20 protein-coding genes are annotated in these 24,633 nt (G+C 73.3%); 16 read left to right on the top strand and 4 right to left on the bottom strand.

From position 1 onward, the window contains the following. Positions 1-126: 126 nt before the first annotated feature. The 7 genes from OG286_RS13485 to OG286_RS13455 all read left to right on the top strand — a co-directional run bounded on the left by OG286_RS13485 (position 127) and on the right by OG286_RS13455 (position 10,672). Positions 127-2,319, top strand: a complete 2,193-nt coding sequence (locus OG286_RS13485; protein ID WP_396323831.1) for a glycogen debranching N-terminal domain-containing protein — start codon at positions 127-129, stop codon at positions 2,317-2,319. A gap of 272 nt (positions 2,320-2,591) precedes the next feature. Then, positions 2,592-3,350 carry an NUDIX domain-containing protein gene (locus tag OG286_RS13480; protein ID WP_396323763.1) on the top strand — a complete coding sequence of 253 codons (759 nt, stop codon included), beginning with the start codon at positions 2,592-2,594 and terminating at the stop codon, positions 3,348-3,350. A gap of 272 nt (positions 3,351-3,622) precedes the next feature. Then, positions 3,623-5,362 (top strand): ATP-binding cassette domain-containing protein, encoded by a 1,740-nt coding sequence (locus OG286_RS13475; protein WP_396323762.1) that lies wholly within the window; start codon positions 3,623-3,625, stop codon positions 5,360-5,362. Positions 5,363-5,365: 3 nt separating this feature from the next. After that, positions 5,366-6,283 carry a hypothetical protein gene (locus OG286_RS13470; RefSeq protein WP_396323761.1) on the top strand — a complete coding sequence of 306 codons (918 nt, stop codon included), beginning with the start codon at positions 5,366-5,368 and terminating at the stop codon, positions 6,281-6,283. A gap of 153 nt (positions 6,284-6,436) precedes the next feature. Continuing rightward, entirely contained in the window at positions 6,437-7,369 is a 933-nt protein-coding gene (locus OG286_RS13465; protein ID WP_396323760.1) for a FadR/GntR family transcriptional regulator, read from the top strand. A 462-nt stretch (positions 7,370-7,831) separates the two neighbouring features. Further along, positions 7,832-9,481, top strand: a complete 1,650-nt coding sequence (locus tag OG286_RS13460; protein WP_396323759.1) for an RNA polymerase sigma factor — start codon at positions 7,832-7,834, stop codon at positions 9,479-9,481. A gap of 384 nt (positions 9,482-9,865) precedes the next feature. After that, positions 9,866-10,672: a S1 family peptidase gene (locus OG286_RS13455; protein ID WP_396323830.1), complete on the top strand. Its 807-nt coding sequence runs from the start codon at positions 9,866-9,868 to the stop codon at positions 10,670-10,672. A gap of 281 nt (positions 10,673-10,953) precedes the next feature. Here OG286_RS13455 and OG286_RS13450 read toward each other — a convergent pair whose 3' ends face one another. Continuing rightward, complete coding sequence (locus OG286_RS13450) at positions 10,954-11,187, bottom strand: hypothetical protein (RefSeq protein ID WP_396323758.1); 234 nt, start codon at positions 11,185-11,187, stop codon at positions 10,954-10,956. Between the two features lie 594 nt (positions 11,188-11,781). Between OG286_RS13450 and OG286_RS13445 the strand changes: the two genes are divergently transcribed. From OG286_RS13445 to OG286_RS13430, 4 genes are all read left to right on the top strand, one after another. Beyond that, positions 11,782-13,893, top strand: a complete 2,112-nt coding sequence (locus OG286_RS13445; protein WP_396323757.1) for a type IIA DNA topoisomerase subunit B — start codon at positions 11,782-11,784, stop codon at positions 13,891-13,893. A 161-nt stretch (positions 13,894-14,054) separates the two neighbouring features. Continuing rightward, positions 14,055-14,540: a DUF1453 domain-containing protein gene (locus OG286_RS13440; protein ID WP_396323756.1), complete on the top strand. Its 486-nt coding sequence runs from the start codon at positions 14,055-14,057 to the stop codon at positions 14,538-14,540. A gap of 34 nt (positions 14,541-14,574) precedes the next feature. Beyond that, complete coding sequence (locus tag OG286_RS13435; protein ID WP_405365285.1) at positions 14,575-15,735, top strand: sensor histidine kinase; 1,161 nt, start codon at positions 14,575-14,577, stop codon at positions 15,733-15,735. Then, complete coding sequence (locus tag OG286_RS13430; protein WP_396323754.1) at positions 15,705-16,436, top strand: response regulator; 732 nt, start codon at positions 15,705-15,707, stop codon at positions 16,434-16,436. The genes OG286_RS13435 and OG286_RS13430 overlap by 31 nt, the downstream gene beginning before the upstream one ends. A gap of 207 nt (positions 16,437-16,643) precedes the next feature. On the opposite strand, the gene OG286_RS13425 is transcribed toward OG286_RS13430, so the two are convergent. Next, complete coding sequence (locus OG286_RS13425) at positions 16,644-16,769, bottom strand: hypothetical protein (protein WP_396323753.1); 126 nt, start codon at positions 16,767-16,769, stop codon at positions 16,644-16,646. On the opposite strand from OG286_RS13425, the gene OG286_RS13420 reads away from it, so the two are divergent. Beyond that, a complete protein-coding gene (locus tag OG286_RS13420; RefSeq protein ID WP_396323752.1) occupies positions 16,768-17,187 on the top strand; it encodes a DUF485 domain-containing protein in 420 nt (139 codons plus the stop codon). The genes OG286_RS13425 and OG286_RS13420 overlap by 2 nt on opposite strands. Then, complete coding sequence (locus OG286_RS13415; protein WP_396323751.1) at positions 17,184-18,896, top strand: cation acetate symporter; 1,713 nt, start codon at positions 17,184-17,186, stop codon at positions 18,894-18,896. The genes OG286_RS13420 and OG286_RS13415 overlap by 4 nt, the downstream gene beginning before the upstream one ends. An 81-nt stretch (positions 18,897-18,977) precedes the next feature. On the opposite strand, the gene OG286_RS13410 is transcribed toward OG286_RS13415, so the two are convergent. Continuing rightward, positions 18,978-19,667, bottom strand: a complete 690-nt coding sequence (locus tag OG286_RS13410) for a response regulator (RefSeq protein ID WP_396323750.1) — start codon at positions 19,665-19,667, stop codon at positions 18,978-18,980. After that, positions 19,667-21,370, bottom strand: coding sequence for an ATP-binding protein (locus tag OG286_RS13405; RefSeq protein WP_396323749.1), 1,704 nt, complete (start codon positions 21,368-21,370; stop codon positions 19,667-19,669). The genes OG286_RS13410 and OG286_RS13405 overlap by 1 nt, the downstream gene beginning before the upstream one ends. A 374-nt stretch (positions 21,371-21,744) precedes the next feature. Here OG286_RS13405 and OG286_RS13400 point away from each other — a divergent pair, with 374 nt between their 5' ends. Genes OG286_RS13400 through OG286_RS13390 form a run of 3 tightly spaced genes read left to right on the top strand, consistent with a single transcriptional unit; the run spans position 21,745 to position 24,630 of the window. Further along, a complete protein-coding gene (locus OG286_RS13400) occupies positions 21,745-22,608 on the top strand; it encodes an ABC transporter ATP-binding protein (RefSeq protein WP_396323748.1) in 864 nt (287 codons plus the stop codon). Then, complete coding sequence (locus OG286_RS13395) at positions 22,598-23,506, top strand: ABC transporter permease (protein WP_396323747.1); 909 nt, start codon at positions 22,598-22,600, stop codon at positions 23,504-23,506. The genes OG286_RS13400 and OG286_RS13395 overlap by 11 nt, the downstream gene beginning before the upstream one ends. Before the next feature lie 47 nt (positions 23,507-23,553). Further along, a complete protein-coding gene (locus OG286_RS13390) occupies positions 23,554-24,630 on the top strand; it encodes an ABC transporter substrate-binding protein (protein ID WP_396323746.1) in 1,077 nt (358 codons plus the stop codon). Positions 24,631-24,633: the final 3 nt, after the last annotated feature.

The following is a 24,633-nucleotide window of genomic DNA, read 5'->3' as shown; positions in this document are numbered from 1 at the left end:
ACGGCACGGACGCCGACGGGAACCTCCGCCGGCCAAGGCACCATCAGCACGCGATCGAGCATGCTCGCGGCCCACCGGCCTGACCGGCCACCGGACCGCCGAGGGGAGGAGAGTCCGGTGACCGCCATGAGGCCACCACAGGCGAGGCCGCCACAGGCCATGCCGGCCGAGAGCGTGGTCGGCGCGCCGAGACCGGTCGGCCGTCCCGACCAGGTCCCCGGAGGCGCCCCCGCCGGCCAGGCACGGTCCGCGGCACCGCCGCGCCCGCAGCCTGCCGCCGTCCACCACGCGGTGCTCTGCGTCAACGCGCCCGCGATGGCTGCCTCCGGCCCGGACGGGCAGCTGCGCGGCCACGGTCTCCACGGCTTCTACCGCTCCGGCGTCCGGGTGCTGGCCCGGATGGAGCTGCGGCTCGGCGGCATGGAGCCACTGCCCCTCCAGGGCACCTCGACCACGGCGGCTCAGGCTCGCTTCCTCGGTGCCGTCCGGATTCCCGGGGACCCCGACCCCGACCCGGCGCTCACCGTCGAGCGGCTGCGGCACGCCGACGGGGTCGAGACCGTCACCGTCCGGAACACCGGTAGCCGGCCTGCCCGGCTCCCGCTGGAGATAGCGCTCGGCACCGACCTCGGCCCGGTCGGCGAGATCGCCGCCGGGCACCGCTCGCCGGATCTGCCCGGCCAGGTGCAGTCCGCCGGGCTGCGCTGGGTCGGCCCCACCCACAGTGCCGTCGTCAGTGCCAAGCCGTCGCCGCACGCCGTCCTGGCCGGCGCCGGCGTACTGCGCTGGGACCTCGAGGTGCAGCCCGGCGCCCGCTGGTCGGTCGAGCTCCGCACCGAGCTGGAGAGCACCCTCCCCGGCCCCCGCCCGCCGGGCGGGCGCGGCACCGGTGTCCCGTTGCCCTGGGCGGAGCCGGAGGTCCGCAGCGACGACCCCCGGGTCGAGCTGCTGGTGCCGCGCTCCCTGGACGCCCTCGGCGGCCTGCTGTTCGCCGACCCGGACCGCCCCACCGATCTCTACCCGGCCTCCGGCGCGCCCTGGCGGTTCGGGCTCGCCCCGGCCGACGCGCTGTGGGCGGCCCGGCTGATGCTCCCGCTGGGCACCCGGCTGGCTGCCGGCACCCTCCGGGCGCTGGCCCGCCGTCAGCAGCTCGGCTCCGCGGCAGGCCCGGCAGGGCCTGTGCACGGGCCGGGCGGCCAGAGCGGCGGTCAGGGTGGGCCGGGACGTCGCCCCGAGGGGCTGCTGCCCGGCGCCCTCCGGCACGGCGGACCGGAGCTGCCGCCCGCCTGCACCGCCACGGAGGCGACGCTGCTGTTCGTCACCGTGCTGGCCGAGGCCTGGCGCTGGGGTCTGCCCCGGCAGGAGGTCGCCGAGCTGCTCCCGGCCGCCGAGCGTGCGCTCGGGGCACTCCGTGACGGCTTGGTCGACGGCTTCGTCACCGATCTGAGCCGCCCGGTGGAGGACCGCGCAACCCACCCGGTGGCGGCCCGGGCCGAGGTCCAGGCCCAGGCGCACCGCGCCGCCCTGCACGGCGCCGACCTGCTGGAGGCCTTCGGCCGTCCCGGCGCCGAGGAGTGGCGCGGCTGGGCGGCCGCGCTGCGCGGGCGCTTCCGCGACCGGTTCTGGATCGACGACCTCTCCGGCGGCCGCCCGGCGGCCGGCCTCGGCCTCGGGCCGGGCGGCCAGCCGCTGCCCGCGGTCGCCTCCTCCTTCGTCCACCTCCTCGACCCCGGTCTCTCCGCAGACGGCGGGCGGCACGAGAGCCTGCTGGAGCGCGAGCAGACCAGGCTGCTCGCCCAGCGCCTGGCCGCGCCCGAGCTGGACAGCGGCTGGGGCCTGCGCACGCTCAGCGCCAAGTCGCCCCGGTTCAACCCGCTCGGCCACCGCAGCGGAGCCGTGCGGGTCCACGAGACCGCCCTCGCGATCGCCGGGCTGGCCGAGGCGGGCCACGAGAACGAGGCCGGCGCCCTGCTGGAGGGCCTGCTCGGCGCCGCCGCCCACTTCGAGGGGCGACTGCCCGAGATGTACGCGGGGGAGCAGCGCGCGCTCGGCTGCCCGCCCGTGCCGCACCCGGCGGCCTGCCGCCCGGCGGCGGTCTCGGCGGCCGGCGCGGTGCACGCGGTGTTCGCGCTCGCCGGGGTCCGCCCCGACGTCCCGGGCGGGCGGGTGCTGGTCCGCCCGGCCAGCACGGCGCCGCTCGGCGAGCTGCAGCTGACCGGCCTGCGGGTCGCCGGGGAGCCTTTCTCGGTCCGGGTGAGCCGGATCGGCGTCGCGATGGTGGAGGAGGCGTCCGCGGAGCTGCAACTGGTCGCCCGCTGACGCCGCCACCGCCACGCGGGTGGCACCCGGGGGGCTGCCGGAAAGAGCTGCCCCGGCCCACCCCTGGCAAGGACGCGCCCCCGGGTCCCACCCCAGGGTCCTTCCCCCGGGGAAGGCCCGACCTTCCCGGGGACCCACCCCCGGGGGGAAAGGACCCTGCCACGGCCTCGGCCCGGGGCGCGCGCTCCGGGCAGGGCGGTCACCGGACCGTCACTGCACAGTCCGTGCACGGGCCTGTGCTTATCGTCAGAGAGACGACTATGATCGTCGCCATGTCGCGTTATGACCCGTCGGCCTTCCCCCCGTTCGCTGTCACGGTTGACCTGGTGGTGCTGACGGTGCGGGACCACGCGCTGTGTGCCCTGCTGGTCCGACGGGGCGAGCCCCCCTTCCAGGGCTACTGGGCCCTGCCCGGTGGCTTCGTCCGCCCGGACGAGGGTCTGGCCGAGGCGGCCTCCCGGGAGCTGGCGGAGGAGACCGGCCTGCGTGCCTACTCCGCCCCGGGCCACGAAGCGGCGAGCCCCGGCACGGCCGGCGCCCACCTGGAACAGCTCGCGACCTACGGCCACCCCCAGCGCGACCCCCGGATGCGGGTGGTCAGTGTCGCGTACCTGGTCCTGGCGCCCGACCTGCCGACCCCGCGCGCCGGCGGCGACGCCAGCAGCGCCCGCTGGGCCCCGGTCACCGAGCTGCTGGGAAAGAACCCGGCCGACGAAGTCCCGCTCGCCTTCGACCACGGGCTGATCCTGGCCGACGGGGTCGAGCGCGCCCGATCCAAGATCGAATACTCCTCACTGGCCACGGCCTTCTGCCCGCCCGAATTCACCGTCGGCGAGCTGCGCCGGGTCTACGAGGCCGTGTGGGGTGTGGTCCTCGACCCACGGAACTTCCACCGCAAGGTCACCGGCACCCCCGGCTTCCTGCTGCCCTCCGGGGGCACGACGACGCGTCAGGGCGGTCGTCCGGCGCAGCTGTTCACCGCGGGCGGGGCCACCGTGCTCAACCCGCCGATGCTGCGGCCGGAGTCCTGAGCCGACGTCCGCGGCCTGCCGCCGCCCCGCCTGCTGCCTGCCCCAACCCTTGCCCCTGTCCCTGCCCAACCCCTGCTCGCCCCGGCCCGGTGGCGTCGCAGGATCGGATTGTCCCCTGATCGGGTGAGGTGTGCGGGCAGCGAGCCCGTGCCGCTCCCGTAATGCCCGGAATCTCCGTGGTGGGCCCCTAATGTGCTGGCGCGGGGCCGTGCGGGCACGGCCCCGCGTCGCGCAGGGACGCAGGTCGGCCGAGGGCATGGGAGCAGCCAGCGATGATCCAGATCACCGGACTGACCAAGGTCTACCGCAGGGGCGGCCCACCGGCGGTGCTCGATCTGACCTTCGACGCCCGTCCCGGCGTGGTGACGGCGCTGCTCGGCCCCGAGGGTGCGGGCAAGTCCACCGCGCTGCGGCTGATGCTCGAACTCGAACGCGGCCAGGGCGTCACACTCTTCGACGGCCGCACCTACCGCCGGCTGCGGCGCCCCGAGCGGGAGGTCGGCGTGCTGCTGCCCGGCCCGGGCGGGGCCGCGGGTGCAGTAGCCGGGCACCCCGGCCGGAAGGCCCAGAGCCATCTCAGGATGCTGGCTGCGGCCCTCGGAGTCCCGGCCCGGCGGGCCGACGAGCTGTTGGAGCAGACCCGGCTCGCCAGCGTCTGCGGGCAGCGGCTGCGCACCTTCTCGCCCGGCATGCACCGTCGGCTGGCGCTCGCCACCGCCCTGCTCGGAGACCCCGGCACCCTCATCCTCGACGCGCCCACCGAGGGCCTGTCGCCGCGCAATGTGGAGTGGTTCCACTCCTTCCTGCGCTCGTTCGGTGTGGCGGGCGGGACGGTTCTGGTGACCACCCGGACCCCGCAGGAGGCCGCCCGGCTCGCCGACCGGGTGATCACGCTCGACCAGGGCCGGATGGTGGCCGACCAGCCGGTGTCGGAGTTCTGCCGTACCAGGCTCAGCCCGGAGGTCGCCGTACGCGGGCCGCAGATGGCCCGGCTCGCCGATCTTCTGGTCGGCCAGGGCGCGCAGGTGCGTCGCGACGGCGGGGCGGGCCTCGCGGTGGCGGGGATCGGGCGCACCGAGATCGGCGAACTCGCCTACCAGCACGGCATCCTGCTGCACGAACTCGCCGACCGGGTGGTCGAGCAGCCGGCGCCCCGCGCCACGCTGCCCGTGGCCTCGGGCCGCTCCGGCCACCTCCAGGTCCACCGGGCACCGGGGGAGCAGGCAACGGGGGGGCAGGCACCCGTCGGGCAGAAGCCGGGCGGGCAGGCACCGGGGGTGCAAGCACCGGCCGCTCAGGCCCCGGCCGATCGGAGGCTGGCCGGCTCCGTACCGGCCCGTCCGGTCAGGACCCGCCCGGTGAAGGCCCGTCGGTCGGCCGACGAGCAAGCGGCGGCCCAGGCGATGGTCACCCAGGCGATGCCGGTGGCGAGCGAGGAGGCGGCGAGGCCGGAGCCGGAGCGGCCCCAGGCATCGGAGGAGGCCGGGGCCGGACACGCCCACGTGCCCCAGCCGAGCACGGGGACACCGGGCGGCGTCGCGCTCCCCGCCCTCGCGCTCCCCTCCTCGCCCGCCCCTGCCGCCTCCTCCGCCCCAGCCGCCTTCACCCCAGCCGCTCCCGCCGCCGCCGAATCCTCCGGCTCCTTCTCCGCCTCCGCAGCGACCGCGCTGTCGGCGGCGGCCGCCCGAGCGACACGGCCGGCCCCGCCCGCCCCACCCTCCGGGCCGGACCCGGCCGACCCTGCGGAGGCCTCCCCGACCGTCGCCGTGGACCGTCTCTTCCGGGACGGCCTCAGCGCTCTGGTCCGGTTCGCCGGTGGTGGTGGTCAGGCCGCCACCGCACCCCGCGACCGGTCCGTGGAGGCCGCCGCCGGAGACCTGGTGACCGCCGACACGATCCGCCTCGGCCGCCTGGATCCGGAGGCCGCCCCCACCCGCAGTGCCCACAGCTCCACCCTCGCCCCCACCCCCACCCCCGCGTCCGCCCACACCCCCGACCACCGGAGCGAGTGAACCGTGCGTGCCCTGGCCTACGAGCTGCGCCGGCTGCGCGGCCTTCGCTCCACCTGGTTGCTTCTCGCCGCGGTGCTGCTCTGCGACGCCGTCGTGGCCGCCGTGCTGGCCGCCCAGACGCCGACCGGTCCGCTGTCCGGCCCGCTGTCCGGCCCGGCGGGCGTCCGGCTGCTGACGGCGACCGTCCCACTGATCCCGCTGCCCTTCGCGGCGCTCGGTGCCGGATTGCTGGGTGCCCTCTCCTACGGGCATGAGGTGCGCCACCCGGGGCTGCCGGCTTCGCAGGTGTCGTACCTGCGGCGGGTGCGGCTGCTGCTGGCCAAGCTGGTGGTGATCGGCCCGGTCGCGGGGCTGCTGGCGCTGGCCACCCTGCTGGTCGACGCGGTGGCCGTGCACCTCGCGCTGCCCGCGGGGGTGACGGCGGCCGCCTGGTCGGACCCGGCCGCGCTCTCGGACCGGGTGTCGGTGGCGCTGTCCTCGGCGGGTCTGACGGGGCTCGCAGACCTCCCGGGCCTGCTCGCCCCGGCGGCGCTCGGGGCCGGCCACGGGGTGCCGGGGGCACTGCTGGCCTTCCTCGGGCTGGTCGTCGTGGCGGGCTGGACGGGCGTCCTGACGGCCTCGCTGACCCGCAGTGCCGCGGCCGGTGTGCTGCTGCTCTGCGCGCTGCCGGCGCTGCTGGAGTCCGGGGTGGCGTTGCTGCTGCGGCAGACGGGGACGGCCTGGCCGATCCGCGCGGCGGAGCTGCTGCCGTTCCAGTCCGGCATCGAGTGGGCGTACGGATGGGTGTACGGCGGGGACCGCCGGGTTGCGGCGGGCGGTTCGGCGCTGACCGATCCCGTGCTGCTGGCGGCGGTGGCGGCGCCCGCCCTGGTGCTGCTGCTCGCGACCCTTCTGGTCCAGGCCCGTCGCCGGGCTCTCTGAGGCCCCTGAAGCCACGGCCCCGGCTCCTGCGGGGAGCCCCGCCGGGGCCCGGCCGTCGATGACGGTCCGCCAAGATCGGCCAGCTGTGACCGTAATGCGCGGTTCTTCCTGATAAGAAGTCAATTATCCAGTCACGGTCGATCACCCTTTCGTGTGCTTTTCACGAGAATCCTCAAGCTGTGCCCGCCGATCGCCGACAAAGGACCTGTGAGTACCCTTGCGCACCCCACCATGACCCCCGCCCGTTCCGCCGAAGGCGCCATCCCCGGCTCCGGCGACCTGGACCGCTTCTCGTACGCCGACCGGCCGATCCCGCCGGCGCCCCGCTGGGAGGGCGCCGAGTCGGATCTGGCCCGGGTCGGCCGCAAGACCACGAGCAGTCGCGGCCGCGGTCTGCACGGCCAGCTGGTGCAGCAGCTCGGTCAGATGATCGTCTCGGGTGACCTCGGCGCCGACCGCCCGCTCGTCCCCGAGGAGATCGGCCAGCGGTTCGAGGTCTCCCGCACCGTGGTCCGCGAGTCGCTGCGAGTGCTGGAGGCCAAGGGCCTGGTCAGCGCCCGGCCGAACGTCGGCACCCGGGTCCGTCCGGTCGGTGACTGGAACCTGCTGGACCCGGACATCATCGAGTGGCGTGCCTTCGGGCCGCAGCGCGACGAGCAACGCCGGGAGCTGTTCGAGCTCCGCTGGGCGATCGAGCCGCTGGCGGCCCGGCTGGCCGCCGGCCACGGCCGGGAGGACGTCCAGCAGCGGCTGGTCGAGCTGATCGAGATCATGGGCCACGCCTCCGCCCAGGCCGACCTCTCCACGTTCTCGCGGGCCGACGCCGAGCTGCACGCCCTCGTCCTGCAGATGGCCGGCAACCGGATGCTGGAGCATCTCTCCGGGATCGTCTCCGGCGCGCTCCAGGTGTCCGGTGGTCCGGCCACCGCCTGCGAGCGTCCCTCGGAGGCCTCGGTCAGCCTCCACGCCCGGCTGGTGGACGCGCTCGGCACCGGTGACGGCACCGCGGGCGAGGTCGCGATGCGGGCGCTGCTCACCGTCCACCCGGAGATCGAGCCGTCCGTCCCGGCCCCCCGGGAGCACTGAGCCGCCCACCTGGCGACCGAGCGACCCCGGCGAACCCATGGCCCTCCGGCTGCACCCCACGGCGCGGCCGGAGGGCCCTTGTGTGCTGGGCCGCTCACCCGTCCGCCTCGACCCCCGGCCTCCCGCCACGCCGATATGTCCTGCCCATGCCAACCGACTTCGGCGCGAGTGCGCGATGATGGAAGCCGGCCCCGGGCCGCGGGCGCCGAGTGGTGTGACCCGCGACACGAAGGCCATGCGTAACACTTGACGAGTAGCAGCGATGTCTCCAGAGCGGAAGCAGCTCCGGAATACCCCAACATGTCAGAATGCTGTGTTGGTCTGCGGCGCTGCTGCCGTCCTGCAAACCCAGTCCTCAAGCCCGAGTCGGTCGGAATCGACACCGCGTGCCTGACGCGCGATTTCCTTCCCCGCCCGCTCGGGCGGCCGGTACGGGTTCGAGTCCACTCATCGTCCGAGAGGTTGTTCGTGTCGGCCAGCACATCCCGTTCACTTCCCCCCGAGATCGCCGAGTCCGCGGCTCTGCTGGCGCTCATCGAGCGGGGCAAGGCCCAGGGGCAGATCGCCGGTGACGACGTGCGCCAGGCGTTCGAGGCGGACCAGATCCCGGTCACCAAGTGGAAGAACGTCATGCGCAGCCTCAACCAGGTTCTGATTGAGGAGGGGGTGGATCTCATGGTCAGCGCGGCCGAACCGGCCGGCGCCAAGCGCAAGAGCGTCGCGGCCAAGAGCCCCACCAAGCGCACTGCCACCAAGGCGGTCACCACCCGGAACCCGGCTGCCCCGGCGGCCCCGACCAAGCCGCCCGTGCGCATCGCCCCCGGTGCCCCCGTCGCCGCTCCGGCCGTCGTGGCCGCCGCGGCCACGGTCAGCACGGTGTCCGCCGACATCACCGTCGAGGAGACGACCACCGTCGTCGCCGAGGCGAAGGCGGTCGCGGCGAAGAAGGCGGCCCCGGCCAAGAAGGTCGCGGCCAAGAAGACCGCCGCCCCGGCCAAGAAGACCGCCGCCAAGAAGACCGCGTCCGCCAAGGCGGGCAAGGGCGACGAGGAGATCGTCGGCGAGGAGGAACTGCTCGAGGACGTCGCCCTCCCCGGCGACAAGTCGGGCGAGGAGGCGGAGCCCGAGGAGGAGTCGCAGGGCTTCGTGCTCTCCGACGACGACGAGGACGACGCCCCGGCCCAGCAGGTCGCCGTCGCCGGTGCCACCGCCGACCCGGTCAAGGACTACCTGAAGCAGATCGGCAAGGTCCCGCTGCTCAATGCCGAGCAGGAGGTCGAGCTCGCCAAGCGCATCGAGGCCGGCCTGTTCGCCGAGGACAAGCTCTCGGCCGCCGACAAGCTGGCTCCCAAGCTCAAGCGCGAGCTGGAGATCATCGCCGAGGACGGCCGCCGCGCCAAGAACCACCTGCTGGAGGCCAACCTCCGACTGGTCGTCTCGCTGGCCAAGCGCTACACCGGCCGCGGCATGCTCTTCCTGGACCTGATCCAGGAGGGCAACCTCGGTCTGATCCGTGCGGTCGAGAAGTTCGACTACACCAAGGGCTACAAGTTCTCCACCTACGCCACGTGGTGGATCCGCCAGGCGATCACCCGCGCGATGGCCGACCAGGCCCGCACCATCCGTATCCCGGTGCACATGGTCGAGGTCATCAACAAGCTGGCCCGCGTCCAGCGCCAGATGCTCCAGGACCTGGGCCGCGAGCCCACCCCGGAGGAGCTGGCCAAGGAGCTCGACATGACCCCGGAGAAGGTCATCGAGGTCCAGAAGTACGGCCGCGAGCCCATTTCGCTGCACACCCCGCTGGGTGAGGACGGCGACAGTGAGTTCGGTGACCTGATCGAGGACTCCGAGGCGGTCGTCCCGGCCGACGCGGTCTCCTTCACCTTGCTCCAGGAGCAGCTGCACTCGGTGCTGGACACCCTGTCCGAGCGCGAGGCGGGCGTGGTCTCGATGCGCTTCGGCCTGACGGACGGTCAGCCGAAGACGCTGGACGAGATCGGCAAGGTGTACGGGGTCACCCGTGAGCGCATCCGCCAGATCGAGTCCAAGACCATGTCGAAGCTGCGCCACCCGTCGCGCTCCCAGGTGCTGCGCGACTACCTGGACTGATCGGCAGGACCATGTAGGGCGGTAGCCCTGCGAAGAGGCCCGGAGCACACCGCTCCGGGCCTCTTCGCATGCCTGCCCGGCTGCCGTCGCATGTCCGTGCGACACCGCCCCTCCCCGCCGGGCCTCGTCGCACGTCCGCGGGGCCTTTTCGCGGGTCCGGGGCCGGGTGCGTCAGCGTCCGGGTGGCCGTTGTCGCTCGTCCGGGTGGCGGCACCGCGGGAAGTGGTCGCAGGGAGTAGTCGATCACCTACGCTGTGCCGGTTGCCTGCTGCCGAGCCAACTGGAGACACGGTGCTGCCCAACCCGGACCGCGCGGATCTGCCGACCGCCGCCCCGACACCGGCATGCCCGGCCGCCCGGCCGGCACGCCGCCACCGGGCCGCCGTGCTGGCCCTGATCGCGGCGCTGCCCGCGCCACTGATCGCGCTCGGCCCGGCGGCCGCCCCCGCCCGGGCACAGGGCAGGATCGTCGGCGGGGCCGGTTCGAGCACCGGCGACCACCCGTGGATGGTGGCGCTCGCCAGCCGCCAGCAGTTCGGCAACGGCCGGTCCGGGCAGTTCTGCGGGGGCGCGCTGGTCACCCCGACCAAGGTGGTGACGGCGGCGCACTGCTTCTACGACGAGTCCAAGGGCCGGCGGGTGGACCGGCCCGGGCTCAAGGTGGTGGTCGACCGGGACGATCTACGCGGCTCCGCCGGCCGCGAAGTGGCGGTCCAGTCGGTCTGGATCCACCCCGACTACGCCTTCGCCGCGAACATGAACGATGTGGCGGTGCTCACGCTCACCGAGTCGCAGGGTGCCCGGCCGGTCATCGACCTGGTGGGCCAGGGCGAGACCGAGCCGTACCGGCCGGGCACCAGGGCGCAGGTCTACGGCTGGGGGGACACCACCGGGACGGGTAGTTACTCACCCACGCTGCGCAGTGTCGATGTGCCGATCATCCCGGACCAGACCTGCGCGCAGGCCTACCCGGGCGGGTCGGACGGGCGGTTCGACGCCCGCGGCATGGTCTGTGCCGGGGAGGAGAAGGGCGCCAAGGATGCCTGCCAGGGGGACAGCGGCGGCCCGCTGGTCGTCGCGGGCCGGCTGGCCGGGCTGGTCTCCTGGGGAACGGGCTGCGCCGAGGCGGCACACCCGGGCGTCTACACCAGGCTGGGCGCGGTCTCGGACACGGTGCGCTCCGCACTGTAGCGGCCGCGTCACGTTCTGACGCGGCGTCGGCCGGCCCGGAGGAGTCGCAGGAGACCGGGGGAGTCACCGGAAACGGGAGTTGCCGGAAACGGGAGTTGCCGGAAACGGGCCGTGCCGGGAGCGGGCTCTTCGGGGAGCGGGACGCACCCGGGAGCGATGGCCGGAGAACAGCAGAGCCGGGCGACCGGTTCCCGGAAGGGGACCTGTCGCCCGGCTCGCCGGTCGCGCGCTGTGCGCGGCCGGACATAGCTCGTCGCTGATTGCTGCTGTGGCGCCTGGACTCAGCGCTCTTCGTCGCTGGCCGTGGCCGTGGTGGTGCCGCTGAGACGGCCGCTCTCGTCCTGTATCTCCACGGCGATCTTCTTGAGCTCGGGCTCGAACTTCCGGCCGTGGTGGGCACAGAAGAGCAGCTCTCCGCCGCTGGCGAGTACGACGCGCAGGTAGGCCTGGGCGCCGCAGCGGTCGCAGCGGTCAGCCGCGGTGAGCGGGCTCGCAGGTGTCAGAACAGTAGTCACGTCGCCTCTTCTCTAGCTCGACGAGCTGTCGTACCAGGGTCAACATCCAACCAGGCCGAAAACGTTCCCGCTCGTGGCTTTTCTTCTTTGAGGATTCTGCTGTGTTGATGAGGACGTGCCCCGGGGGCCGGTGGTTCATGCGTACCGAATCCCAGGATCCGCCTCTGGCTCGAACGCCCGATCGGGACCGGGTGCGAGGTCCGCGTAGCATAATCCTCTGCTGGGTTGGAGCATAAGCCCCGTCCCGGGCCCCGGTAGCCTGCATAACGGCAGTTCCGGAGCCTGCGCCCGGCCCCACGATCCGCCAGGACCGGTGGTACCGGGAGGAGATGGCGCCCCGGCGTCCGACGTCCAGTGCGGCGCTTGTTCGCGCAGCGCGTACAAGCTGCGCGGGACCGGATCGCCGTGCTGTGCACTCGGCGGAGCGGTGTGCACACGCAGGGGAGCGACTGTCGGTGCGGTGTGCTGCACTGGCGGACGATCCGGCTGCGGCCGGATGCCACCCCGGATCTGACCGAGCCGGATGTGACCGAGTCGGACATGGCCGGCTCGGATGTGACCGATGAGACAGAACTTCACCGAGGAGAGTGCCGCGTGAGTGCCGAAACGACCGTGCCGTCCGCACTGCTGGCCGGCGACGACGGTTCCAACTACACCGCTCGGCACCTGCTCGTCCTGGAGGGCCTGGAGGCGGTCCGCAAGCGTCCCGGCATGTACATCGGCTCGACCGACAGCCGCGGCCTGATGCACTGCCTCTGGGAGATCATCGACAACTCCGTCGACGAGGCGCTCGGCGGCCACTGCGACCGCATCGACGTCGTTCTGCACGAGGACTCCTCGGTGGAGGTGCGCGACAACGGCCGCGGCATCCCGGTGGACGTCGAGCCCAAGACCGGCCTCTCCGGCGTCGAGGTCGTGATGACCAAGCTGCACGCCGGCGGCAAGTTCGGCGGCGGCTCGTACGCGGCCTCCGGCGGTCTGCACGGCGTCGGCGCCTCCGTCGTCAACGCGCTCTCCGCCCGCCTGGACGTCGAGGTCGACCGGGGCGGCCACACCCACGCGATCAGCTTCCGCCGCGGCACCCCCGGCATCTTCACCGAGACCAGCCCGGACGCCCCCTTCGAGCCCGCCAACGGCCTCACCAAGGCCCGCAAGGTCCCGAAGGCCCGCACCGGCACCCGGATCCGCTACTGGGCCGACCGGCAGATCTTCCTGAAGGACGCCAAGCTCTCGCTGGAGCACCTGCACAGCAGGGCCCGGCAGACGGCCTTCCTCGTCCCCGGCCTGACCATCGTCGTCCGTGACGAGCGGCTGACCGAGAGCGACAAGGTCGAGGAGTCGACCTTCCGCTTCGACGGCGGCATCGCCGAGTTCTGCGAGTTCCTCGCGCCCGACAAGCCGGTCTGCGACGTGCTGCGGCTGCGCGGCGAGGGCACCTTCAAGGAGACCGTCCCCGTCCTGGACGAGCTCGGCCACATGACGCCCACCGAGGTCACCCGGCACCTCGGCGTGGACATCGCGCTGCGCTGGGGCGCCGGCTACGACACCACGCTGCGTTCCTTCGTCAACATCATCGCCACCCCCAAGGGCGGCACCCACGTGACCGGCTTCGAGCGCTCGCTCGCCAAGACCGTGAACGAGGCGCTGCGCGCCGGCAAGCTGCTGCGCGTCGCCGAGGACGACATCACCAAGGACGACGCCACCGAGGGTCTCACCGCGGTGGTCACCGTCCGGCTCGCCGAGCCGCAGTTCGAGGGCCAGACCAAGGAGGTGCTGGGCACCTCGGCGGCCAACCGGATCGTCGCCGCCGTGGTCGCCAAGGAGCTCAAGGCCTTCCTGACCTCCGGCAAGAAGGACGAGAAGGTCCAGGCCAGGGCGGTGCTGGAGAAGGTCGTCGCCGCCGCCCGCACCCGGGTCGCCGCCCGCCAGCACAAGGAGGCCCAGCGCCGGAAGACCGCGCTGGAGACCAGCTCGCTGCCGGCCAAGCTCGCCGACTGCCGCAGCGACGACGTCGACCGCACCGAACTCTTCATCGTCGAGGGAGACTCGGCGCTCGGCACCGCCAAGCTGGCCCGCAACTCCGAGTTCCAGGCCCTGCTGCCGATCCGCGGCAAGATCCTCAACGTGCAGAAGGCGTCGGTGAGCGACATGCTCAAGAACGCCGAGTGCGCCTCGATCATCCAGGTGATAGGGGCCGGTTCGGGCCGGACCTTCGACATCGACCAGGCCCGCTACGGCCGGGTCATCTTCATGGCCGACGCCGACGTCGACGGTTCGCACATCCGCATCCTGCTGCTGACGCTCTTTCAGCGCTACATGCGCCCCATGGTCGAACAGGGCCGGATCTTCGCCGCCGTGCCGCCGCTGCACCGCATCGAGCTCACCAACCCCAAGCGCGGCCAGGAGAAGTACCACTACACCTACTCCGACGCCGAGCTGCGCTCCACCTTGCTGGACTTCCAGCGCAAGGGCTTGCGGTGGAAGGACCCGGTGCAGCGGTACAAGGGCCTCGGTGAGATGGACGCCGACCAGCTGGCCGAGACCACCATGGACCCGCGCCACCGCACGCTGCGCCGGATCAACCTGGGCGACCTCGAGCAGGCCGAGAAGATCTTCGACCTGCTGATGGGCAACGACGTCGCCCCGCGCAAGGAGTTCATCGTGGACTCGGCGGCCACCCTGGACCGCTCGCGCATCGACGCCTGAGCAGCCGGCCCCCTCCGCGGCAGGGCCCTCCACCCGTGGGTGGAGGGCCCTCGCGTTTTCTGGTCCACCCCTGGTCCACCCCGGCTCCGATCAGCGGACGGCGCCGGATCCGTAGCGTCGGAGAGGTCAGCCCAGCCCCTTCCGCCGGAACGGAGAGACCGATGAGCGGCCTCGTCAACATCCTCGTGATCATCGCGGTGATGGTCCTGGTGGTTCAGCGCCAGATGCGCGCCCAGCGCCTGGACACCGAGCGCCGCTTCTGGCTCGTGCCGCTGATCCTCGCCGCGCTCGCGCTGCGTGACCCGCAGCTGGTCGACCACGCTCACCCGGCCCCGGCCGTCGCACTGCTCGTCGCCTCGCTGCTGGTGGTGCTGGCCATGGGCTCCGTCTGGGGCTGGACCGTCCGGCTCTGGCACGGCAAGGACGGCGAGCTCTGGGCGCAGGGCACCAAGGCCACGGTCGCGGCCTGGGCCGGCATGGTCGCCATCCGGCTCGGCCTGTTCGGGATCGGCTCGGCGCTGCACGTCCGCCAGAGCGGCAGCGCGCTGCTGCTCGGCCTGGCGGTCCTGCTGCTGGTCAGGTCGCTCGTGGTGAACTGGAGGGCGCGGAACCTGGAGCCCTCGTACCGCGCCACCACGACCGGCTGACCGCCGCCGATCCGTCGAGCCATGAGGAGTGCCCGTGCCCGGGTGGAGCTGGACCCGCTGGCCCTCCCGGGAAGGGCTGGAGCGGGACGCGGAGAGCCCGGCGCGGCGGACCCTCACCGTGCTGGGCCGGACGGTGCTGTTCGTCACGCTGGTCTGGGGGACGTACTCCCGGGGGACGTACGCCGGTTGGGGCGTGGTCGCGGTCAGCGCCGGGCTGGTCGCCGTCGTGGCGCAGTGGTTCGCCTTCCTGAAGGTCAGCCGGGAGCAGCGGGCGCGGCCCACGTTCGTGCTGGCCGCCACCCTGATCGGCTCCGCCTGGCTCGGCGAGTGGGGGCACGCCTACGTGCTGGCGGACTTCACCTGGGCCGGCCTCGCGGTGACCGCCCTGGTCCGGCTGCCGATCGTCGCCGCGCTGGTCACGGCCGTGGCGGCGTTCGGCTCCTACACGGCGGCCAGTTGGGAGAGCTGGCTCGCCGTCTGCGCCACGATCGGGGGGCTCGGCGTGCTCGGCTACCTGCTGCGGCTCGACACCGAGGCGCGCGGCACCGCCCGCCGGCTGCTCACCCAGGAACGGGCGGCCCGGGCCGCCGAAGCGGAGAGCGTGGCGCTCGCCGAACGGGCCAGGATCGCCCGGGAGATCCACGACGTGCTGGCCCACAGCCTCTCCGCGCAGCTCGTCCACCTGGAGGCGGCCCGGCTGATGCTGGACGCCGGCACCGACCGGGAGCAGATCCGCGAACGGGTGGTGGCCGCCCGGCGGATGGCACAGGACGGCCTGGCCGAGACCCGGCAGGCGCTCTCCGCGCTGCGCGGTGAGTTCACCCCGGTCGGGGAGTTCCTGGTGGAGCTGACGGGGCGTGAGCGGGCCGGTCTCTCGGTCACCGGTACGCCGCGCCCGCTGGCCGCCGAGGCGGGGCTCGCGGTGCGGCGTACGGCACAGGAGGCGCTGACCAATGTGCGCAAGCACGCCACCGGCGCACGCTGCACCGTCGAACTGCGCTACCTGCCGGAGGAGGTGGAGCTGGAGGTGCACAACACCCGCCCGGCGCGCGGCGGGGCCGCCGGCGAGCTGGCGGCCAGCGGCAGCGGGTACGGTCTGCTGGGGATGCGCGAACGCGCGGAACTGCTCAGCGGCACCCTGCTGGCGGGCCCTGACGAGGGGGGATGGCGCGTGCTGCTGCGGGTTCCGGCGTGAGCGTGATCCGTGTGGTGGTCGCGGACGACCAGACGGTGGTGCGCGAGGGCATCGTCATGCTGCTCGGGCTGCTGCCGGGCATCGAGGTGGTCGGCGCCGCCGGCGACGGCGAGGAGGCCGTCGCCCTGGTCGAACGGCACCACCCGGACGTGGTCCTGATGGATCTGCGGATGCCCCGCTGCGACGGCGTCGAGGCGACCCGCCGGATCCGGACCGCCCACCCGGAGACCGAGGTGGTCGTCCTCACCACCTACGCCGACGACGATTCGCTGTTCCCGGCGTTGCGGGCCGGGGCGCGCGGCTACCTGACCAAGGACGCGAGCGGCGAGGAGATCGCCCGGGCCATCGCGGACGTCCGCTCGGGCGCGGCCGGGCTCTCACCGCAGGTGCAGCTGCGGCTGCTTGAGCGGCTGGCGGACGCGGCTCCCACGGTCGGACCCACACCTTCCCCGGGGCGCGCGGCGGGCTTCCCGGCGGCGCCCTCGGGCGTGCTGCCGGACGGGCTGACCGCCCGCGAGGCCGAGGTGCTGGCGCTGATCGCCGAAGGGCTCTCCAACACCGAGATCGCCCGGCGGCTGTTCGTCAGCCCGGCCACGGTGAAGACCCACATCAACAACCTCTTCGCCAAGACCGCCGTCCGGGACCGGGCGCAGGCGGTCGCATACGCGTTCCGACACGGAATCACCGGTACGCAGCAGTAGTCGCATGAGTGTCTGTCGGATCATCGATCACCTCATCGAGTGAACGTATCTGCAATGGGAGTTGGCGGGGTTTGTAGGCCTCCATCATGGTTCGGTCAGCACATCCCTCGGTCCAGGAGCAGCAGTGCCACAGCAGCAGACGAGCAGCCCCGGCCAGGGGCAGCGATTCGACTGGTGGGCCGCTCCCGCCGCCGCACCCCGGCCCGGTCAGCCGACACCGACACCGACACCGGCCCCTGCCCCGAGCCCGACGTCGGCCCAGGCGCCGGCCCAGGCGTCGACGCCGGCCCCGTCATCGAACCCGGTGTCGAACCCGGCCTCGGCCTCGACCATGGCCTCGGCCTCGGTACCGGCCGAGCCGACGGCCCGGCCGGTCCGCGGTGCGGCGGTGCCCCCGCAGCCGGTCCCGCCCGTCGTGGAACCGCCGGTCGTCGACGCGAGCACCGAGGTGTACCGGGCCGTCCAGGCCAGCGACGCCTTCCAGGACATCAAGCGCAGCTACCGCGCCTTCGTCTTCCCCACCAGCGGCGCCTTCCTCGGCTGGTACCTGCTGTACGTCGCCGCCCAGGCCGGTGCGCCCGGCGTGATGCGCAGCCCGATCGCCGGACCGCTCAACGTGGCCTGGCTGCTGGGGCTGCTGCAGTTCGCCTCGACATTCGTGCTCACCTGGCTCTACGCCCGCAACGCCCGCACCAAGCGCGACCGGGCCGCCCTGGGGCTCCGCTGGGACACCCAGGACCGGCTGCGATGAGGACCGCCACCCCGCCCCCCGTCGCCCCCACCGGGGACCACCACGACCTGGCCATCGTGCTGTTCGCCGTCATCGTCCTGGTCACCCTGGGCATCACCCTCTGGGTGGGCCGGCGGGGCAGCGCCGCCGAGGACTTCTACGCCGGCGGCCGGGACTTCACCCCGCTGCAGAACGGCTTCGCGCTCTCCGGGGACTACCTCTCCGCCGCCTCCTTCCTCGGCGTCGCCGGGCTGATCGCGCTGTACGGCTACGACGGCGTGCTCTACAGCATCGGATTCCTGGTCGCCTGGCTGGTCGTCCTGACGCTGGTCGCCGAGCTCGTCCGCAACGCCGGCCGGTACACCCTCGCCGACGTGCTCGCGCTGCGGCTGCGCCGTCGCAAGGTCCGGGCGGCGGCCGGCGGCGCCAGCGTCGTCGTCACCCTGTTCTACCTGGTCGCCCAGATGGTCGGTGCGGGCAGCCTGGTCGCCCTGCTGCTCGGCACCAACAGCTCCGAGGCCCGGACCTGGACCATCGTCGCGGTCGGCGCCCTGATGATCGTCTACGTCACGATCGGCGGGATGCGGGCCACCACCTGGATCCAGATCGTCAAGGCCGTCCTGCTGGTCGCCGGCTCGGTGCTGCTCACCGTGCTGCTGATGGTCCGCTTCCACGGGGACGTCGCCGAGCTGATGCGCCAGGCCGCCCAGCACAGCGGCGCGGGGCAGCGGTACCTGGAGCCCGGGCTCAAGTACGGCAAGACCTTCACCAGCCGGCTGGACTTCTTCAGCCTCGGCCTGGCCCTGGTCCTGGGCACCGCCGGGCTCCCGCACATCCTCTCCCGCTTCTACACCGTGCCCACCGCGCGGGCCGCCCGGCGCTCCACGATGTGGGCGATCGGGCTGGTCGGCGGCTTCTACCTGATGGCCATCGCGCTCGGCCTCGGTGCCACCGCCCTGGTCGGCTCGGCGGAGGTCCGGCACGCCAACCCGGCCGGCAACACCGCCGTCCCGCTGCTGGCCCTGGTGCTCGGCGGCGGCAACGGCTCCACCGGAGGGGTGGTGCTGTTCGCGCTGATCTCGGCGATCGCCTTCGCCACGATCCTCGCCGTGGTCGCCGGGCTGACGCTCGCCTCCTCGGCGGCCTTCGCCCACGACATCTGGGCGGGCGCCTGGCGCGGCCGTCCGCGCCGCCGCCCCCGGGGCCGACGGGCTGCCGTCCCGGCCTCCCGGCGGGTCCGCGCCGGCCGGGCGGACGGCGACGCGGCGGGGAGCGAGGCCTCCGAACGCCAGGAGGTCGGCGTCGCACGGATCGCGGCGGTGGGGATCGGGGCGGTCGCGATCGCGCTCAGCCTCTTCGCCCAGCAGATGAACGTGGCCTTCCTGGTCGGCCTGGCCTTCGCCGTCGCCGCCTCGGCCAACCTGCCGGTGCTGCTCTACTGCCTGTTCTGGCGGCGGTTCACCCCGCGCGGCGCGGTCTGGTCGGTCTACGGCGGGCTGATCCCGGCGGTGGTGCTGGTGGCCTTCTCGCCGGTGGTCTCCGGCACCAGGATGGCCCTCTTCCCGGGGGTGGACTTCCACTGGTTCCCGCTGGAGAACCCGGGCATCGTCTCCATCCCGCTGGGCTTCCTGGCCGGCTGGATCGGCACGGTCACCTCGCCCGAGCCGGCCGACGCGGACCGCTACGCCGAGCTGGAGGTCCGCTCCCTCACCGGCGCCGGAGCGGCCTGAGCGGCGTCCCTTCCCGAACCCCGGCGGGCCCAGGCCCGCCGGGGTTCGGCGTGTCCGGGCCCGGGCGCGGGCCGACGGCCCTCAGGCGCGGGCCGCCAGCACGTAGCGGTGCTCGGGCCGTCCGGTGTCGCCGTAGCGCAGGGTCAGCCGCAGCCGGCTTTCACGCTCCAGCTGCTTGAGGTAGCGCTGGGCGGTGGAGCGGCTCAACCCGGTGGCGTCCGCGACCTCCTGGGCGGAGAGCGGCCGGCCCGCCCGGCGCAGCACCCCGAGGACCAGGTCGGTGGTGGGCGCCGAATGGCCCTTGGGCAGGGCTGCCGCCGGGGCCGCCGCGCTGCGCAGGGTCGCGAACAGCCGGTCCACCTCGTCCTGGCCGGCCTCGCGGGCGGCCGGGCCGGCCAGCGCGTGCCGCAGCTGCGCGTAGGCGACCAGCTTCTCCCGCAGGCCGGCGAAGGTGAACGGCTTGACCAGGTACTGCAGGGCGCCGTGCTGCATCGCCGCGTGCACGGTGGAGACGTCCCGGGCGGCCGTCACCATCATCACGTCGCAGGTGATGTCGCGGTCGCGGAGCCGGCGGACCAGGGCGAGGCCGGTCTCGTCCGGCAGGTGGTGGTCGAGGAGGAGCAGGTCGACCGGGCGGCGCTCCAGCGAGGCCAGTGCCTCGGCGGCCGAGTGCGCGGTGCCGGTGACCCGGAAGCCGGGCACCTTGGCCACGTATGCGGCGTGCACGTCGGCGACCCGGAAGTCGTCGTCCACCACGAGTACGTCGATCATCACGCCTCCACGAGCGGTGCGGTGGGCAGGGCGCCGGCCTCGGGGTGCCGGGCGTCGGCGACCGCGGCGGTGGGCGGGGCATCGGCAAACGGGGCGTCGGCAAACGGGGCGTCGGTGTGCACGGCCTCGTCGTGCAGCGCCTCGGGCAGCTCGACGGTGAACCGGGCGCCGCCGAGCGGGCCGGTGTCGAGCACGATCCGGCCGCCGGTCCGCCCGACCAGCCGCCGCACCATCGCCAGCCCCAGCCCGCGCGGCCGGTGCGCGGGCGCGTCCTTGCTGCTCCACCCCTCCTCGAAGACCCGCTCGCGCAGCTCCTGCGGCACGCCCGGTCCGCTGTCCGCGACCTCGACCAGCAGGGTGGAGCCGGCGGCGGCCAGGGTCACGTCCACCCGGCCGCCGCCGCCCGGCGCCAGTGCGTCCACCGCGTTGTCGATCAGGTTGCCGAGCACGGTGACCAGCGTCCGCGCGTCGACCACCGCGTCCGGCAGGTGGGCAGCGGGGGCGACCGCCAGCCGGACGCCCCGCTCCCCCGCCACCGCCGCCTTGCCGGCCAGCAGCGCGGCGACGTGCGGGTCCTGCACCTGTTCGGCGATCCGCGCCGCGACCACCGCGTGCGAGCCCGACTGCTCGGAGATGAACGCCACCGCCTGCTCGTGCCGGCCGAGCTCCAGCAGCCCCAGCAGGGTGTGCATCCGGTTGGCGTGCTCGTGGTCCTGCGCCCGCAGTGCCTCGGTGAGGCTGCGGGTGGTGTCCAGCTCGCGGACCAGCGACTCCAGCTCCGTGCGGTCGCGCAGTGTCACGACGGCGCCGCCCTCGGCCGTGGCCATCCGGTTCACCACCAGGACCCGGTCGTCCCGGACGGCCGGCAGGTCCGTACCGGTGATCCGCCCGGCCAGCACGTCGGCCAGCCGGCCGGGCGGCAGCACCTCGTCGATCGGCCGGCCGGTGCAGCCCTCGGGCAGGCCGAGCAGCCGCAGCGCCTCGTCGTTGGCCAGCCGGATCCGCCCGCGCTCGTCCAGCGCCACCATGCCCTCACGGATGCTGTGCAGCATCGCCTCGCGTTCCACCAGCAGCGCCGAGATGTCGGCCAGCGCGATGTTGTGGGTGCGCCGCTTCAGCCGGCGGGCCAGCGCCAGGGTGGCGACGGTGCCCGCGGCCAGGCCGGCACCCGCGCAGAGCAGGATGCCGGTGAGCATCTTCAGCAGGCGCCGGCGGATCGAGCCGTCGCTGATCCCGACCGACACCTCGCCGACGATCCGCCCGTCGGCGATCCGCAGTGGAACCTTGCCGCGTGCGGTGCGCCCCAGGGTGCCCTGCTGGATGGCGGTGACGCTGCGGCCGCTGAGCGCCGGCTCGGGGTCGGTGGAGACCCGTTGGCCGATCCGGTCCGGGTCGGTGTGCGAGAGCCGGATCCCGTCCAGGTCGGTGACCACGACGAAGCTGGCGCCGGTGGCCAGCCGGATCTGTTCGGCGTTGCGCTGCGCGGTCGCGGAGTCGCGGGCCTCGGCGGCCCGGGCGATCACCTCGTCGTTGGCGGTGGCCTGGGCGATCGACAGCGCGCGCTGCATCGCGTCGTGGTCGAGTTCGGAGCTGACCGGCGCCAGGAAGAGGCCGGCGGTGACGATGGTGACGCCGACGGTGACCACGGTCTGGCTCAGCAGCAGCTGGGCGAAGACCCGGCGGGGCCAACGGGGGTGCTTCATCCGGGCCTCCTCTCGGCGGACGGACTTTCGGGCAGGTGGGCGGGCGGGCGTTCGGGCGGGCTTTCGTGAGGCCTTGGGCCGGGCGGGCTTCGGGCGGCCTCGTGGGCCTTCCGGCGGGCGGGGTGGTCTGGCGGCCTGGTCTGGCGGCCCGCCGGTGGGCCGGCTTTCCGGCCGGTCGGCGGGTTGTGGGGCGGGTGGTCGGCACACCCTATGTTTCCGAGGTGTTTCTGTCAGCCGCGTCCCCGCTGTTGTAGCGGAAGCAAAACGAGCAGAACACCCCTCAACGCGGAGAACCCGCAGTACGCCGAGAAGCCTCCCGCCACCGCCCCGGCCGCTCCTAGCCTCCCGGAGCAAGCACAGACCCGGGAGGTCACATGAGCACAACCCCGGCGGCAGCCCCCACAACCCCCACGGCGCAGGCGGTACCGGCGATCGAGCTGGCCGGCGCGACCAAGCGCTTCCGCACACCGTCCGGCACCCTGCACACCGCCGTCCGCGATCTCGACCTGACGGTGGCGCAAGGCGAGTTCGTCGCCGTCGTCGGCCCCACCGGCTGCGGCAAGTCCACCACGCTGACCCTGGTCAGCGGCCTGGAGGAGCCCACCGAGGGCGACGTCCGCGTGTACGGCGAGGCGGTCGACGGGATCAACCCGCAGGTCGGCTTCGTCTTCCAGCAGGACGCCGTCTTCCCCTGGCGCACCGTCCTGTCGAACGTGACGGCCGGCCCGCGGTTCCGCGGCGTCCCGGCCGCCGAGGCCCGGGAGCGGGCCCGCGACTGGCTGGCCAGGGTCGGCCTCGGGGCCTTCGAGGACCGCTACCCGCACCAGCTCTCCGGCGGCATGCGCAAGCGCGTCGCGCTCGCCCAGACCTTCGTCAACGACCCCAAGATCCTGCTGATGGACGAGCCGTTCTCGGCGCTGGACGTGCAGACCCGCGCCCTGATGTCCGACCAGCTGCTGGACCTGTGGGCCGGCACCAGTTCTTCCAGCACCGCAGCCTCCGTCGTCTTCGTCACCCACGACCTGGACGAGGCGATCGCACTGGCCGACCGGGTCGTGGTGATGACGGCCGGCCCGGCCACCGTCAAGGAGATCTTCACCGTCGACCTGCCGCGCCCGCGCACGGTGGAGGCCGTCCGGCTGGAACCGAGGTTCGTCGAGCTGTACCGCGAGATCTGGGCCTCGCTCGGCGAAGAGGTGCGCATCACCCGTGAGAGAGGAGCGGGTCGTGCCGCTTGAGAGCGCGTCCACCGCGTCCACCGCGTCCACCGCGTCCACCGCTTCCGCCGTCGCCGGCAAGCCCGCGGCCGCCCCCACCACCAGGACCGAGGCCCGCGAACGGGCCGCCCGCAACCGGAAGTTGCGGGTGTACGGGGCCCGGGTCGCGGTGCTCCTCGCCTTCCTCGGGCTCTGGGAGCTGTGTGCCCGCACCGAGGTCATCGACCCGTTCAACTTCTCCCAGCCGTCGAAGATCTGGGCGCAGATCTGGCAGTGGATCACCCACGGCACCGCCCAGGGCTCGCTGGGCGAGCAGATCGGCTACACCCTGTACGAGGCCCTCACCGGCTGGGTGATCGGCGTCACCGGCGGTGTGCTGCTGGGCATCGCGCTCGGCCGGATCCGGTTCCTGGCCGACGTGTTCGGGCCCTACATCAAGGTGCTGAACGCCATCCCGCGCATCGTGCTGGCCCCGATCTTCCTGATCTGGTTCGGCCTCGGCCCGGCCTCCAAGGTGGCCTCCGCGGTGGTGCTGGTGTTCTTCCCGGTCTTCTTCAACGCCTTCCAGGGCGCCCGGGAGGTGGACCGAAACCTCGTCGCCAACGCCCGCATCCTGGGCGCCAACAACCGCAAGGTCACCCTGCAGGTGGTCATCCCCGCCGCCACCACCTGGATCTTCACCAGCCTGCACGTCAGCTTCGGCTTCGCGCTGATCGGCGCCATCGTCGGCGAGTACATCGGCGCCACCAAGGGCCTCGGCCTGCTCGTCGCCGCTGCTCAGGGCACCTTCAATGCGGCCGGCGTGTACGCCGCCATGACCATCCTCGCCGTGGTCGCGCTGCTCACCGAGGGGCTGCTGACCTTCGCCGAGAAGAAACTCTTCCGCTGGAAGCCCGCCGACTCCGGCGACGGCCGCTGACCCCCGTTCCCTCCCCTCCCGTCGTACGTAGAGAGGCACCCCACCCCATGCGCTCGAACCCGACCGGCAGAGCCGCCGCCGCCGCCCTCGCCGCCGCCCTGATCCTCCCGCTCGCCGCCTGTGCCAACGACGCCGCCTCCACCTCCCACAACGGCGCCGCCCCGGCCGGCCGACAGGTCGACGGACCCAAGGTGAAGATCATGGTCGGCGGCCTGGACAAGGTCATCTACATGCCCGCCATGCTCACCCAGCGTCTCGGCTTCTTCGCCGAGGCCGGCGTCAACGTCGAGCTGATGAGCGAACCGGCCGGCGTCAACGCCACCACCGCCCTGCTCGCCGGAGACGTCCAGGGCGCGGTCGGCTTCTACGACCACACCATCGACCTCCAGGCCAAGGGCAAGAACGTCGAGTCGGTCGTCCAGTTCTCCCAGGCCCCCGGCGAGGTCGAGATCGTCTCCACCAAGCAGGCCGACGCCATCAGGTCCGGCGCCGACTTCAAGGGCAAGAAGCTCGGCGTCACCAGCATCGGCTCCTCCACCGACTTCCTCACCAAGTACCTCGCCGTCAAGAACGGCACCGCGGTGGCCGACTTCAGCCCGATCGCGGTCGGCGCCGGCCAGACCTTCATCGCCGCGCTCCAGCAGGGCTCCATCGACGCCGGCATGACCACCGACCCCACCGTCGCCAACATCCTCGACAAGGGCCTCGGCAAGATCCTCTACGACATGCGCACCCCCGAGGGCTCGCGCGCCGCGCTCGGCGGGCTCTACCCCTCGTCCTCGCTCTACATGAACACCGACTGGGTGGCGAAGAACAAGGACACCGCCCAGAAGCTCGCCAACGCCTTCGTGAAGACCCTCAAGTGGATGTCCACCCACAGCCCCGAGGAGATCGCCGCGAAGATGCCCGCCGACTACGCGCAGGGCGGCGCCGACCAGTACGCGGCTGCGATCAAGGCGACCCTGCCGATGTTCACCACCGACGGCGTGATGCCCGGCGACGGCCCGGCGACGGTCCTCGCGGTGCTCGCCGCCTTCCACCCCGACGTCAAGGGCAAGGAGGGAACGATCGACCTCGCCCGCACCTACACCACCGAGTTCGTCAGCAAGGCCGCCACGGGCTGAACC

The organism is Kitasatospora sp. NBC_00039 (assembly GCF_045160625.1).
Taxonomy (GTDB): Bacteria; Actinomycetota; Actinomycetes; order Streptomycetales; family Streptomycetaceae; genus Kitasatospora.
Note: the sequence above shows the minus strand (reverse complement) of the source record. Positions and strands in the feature narration are given on the sequence as shown.

Bases quoted from the DNA above. Each gene is read 5' to 3' on its own strand.
- OG286_RS13415 (WP_396323751.1), top strand. From the start codon at position 17,184: ATGAGGACCGCCACCCCGCCCCCCGTCGCCCCCACCGGGGACCACCAC.
- OG286_RS13420 (WP_396323752.1), top strand. From the start codon at position 16,768: ATGGCCTCGGCCTCGGTACCGGCCGAGCCGACGGCCCGGCCGGTCCGC.
- OG286_RS13475 (WP_396323762.1), top strand. From the start codon at position 3,623: ATGATCCAGATCACCGGACTGACCAAGGTCTACCGCAGGGGCGGCCCA.
- OG286_RS13480 (WP_396323763.1), top strand. From the start codon at position 2,592: ATGTCGCGTTATGACCCGTCGGCCTTCCCCCCGTTCGCTGTCACGGTT.
- OG286_RS13485 (WP_396323831.1), top strand. From the start codon at position 127: ATGAGGCCACCACAGGCGAGGCCGCCACAGGCCATGCCGGCCGAGAGC.
- OG286_RS13440 (WP_396323756.1), top strand. From the start codon at position 14,055: ATGAGCGGCCTCGTCAACATCCTCGTGATCATCGCGGTGATGGTCCTG.
- OG286_RS13425 (WP_396323753.1), bottom strand. From the start codon at position 16,769: ATGGTCGAGGCCGAGGCCGGGTTCGACACCGGGTTCGATGACGGGGCC.
- OG286_RS13410 (WP_396323750.1), bottom strand. From the start codon at position 19,667: ATGATCGACGTACTCGTGGTGGACGACGACTTCCGGGTCGCCGACGTG.
- OG286_RS13430 (WP_396323754.1), top strand. From the start codon at position 15,705: ATGGCGCGTGCTGCTGCGGGTTCCGGCGTGAGCGTGATCCGTGTGGTG.
- OG286_RS13400 (WP_396323748.1), top strand. From the start codon at position 21,745: ATGAGCACAACCCCGGCGGCAGCCCCCACAACCCCCACGGCGCAGGCG.
- OG286_RS13405 (WP_396323749.1), bottom strand. From the start codon at position 21,370: ATGAAGCACCCCCGTTGGCCCCGCCGGGTCTTCGCCCAGCTGCTGCTG.
- OG286_RS13390 (WP_396323746.1), top strand. From the start codon at position 23,554: ATGCGCTCGAACCCGACCGGCAGAGCCGCCGCCGCCGCCCTCGCCGCC.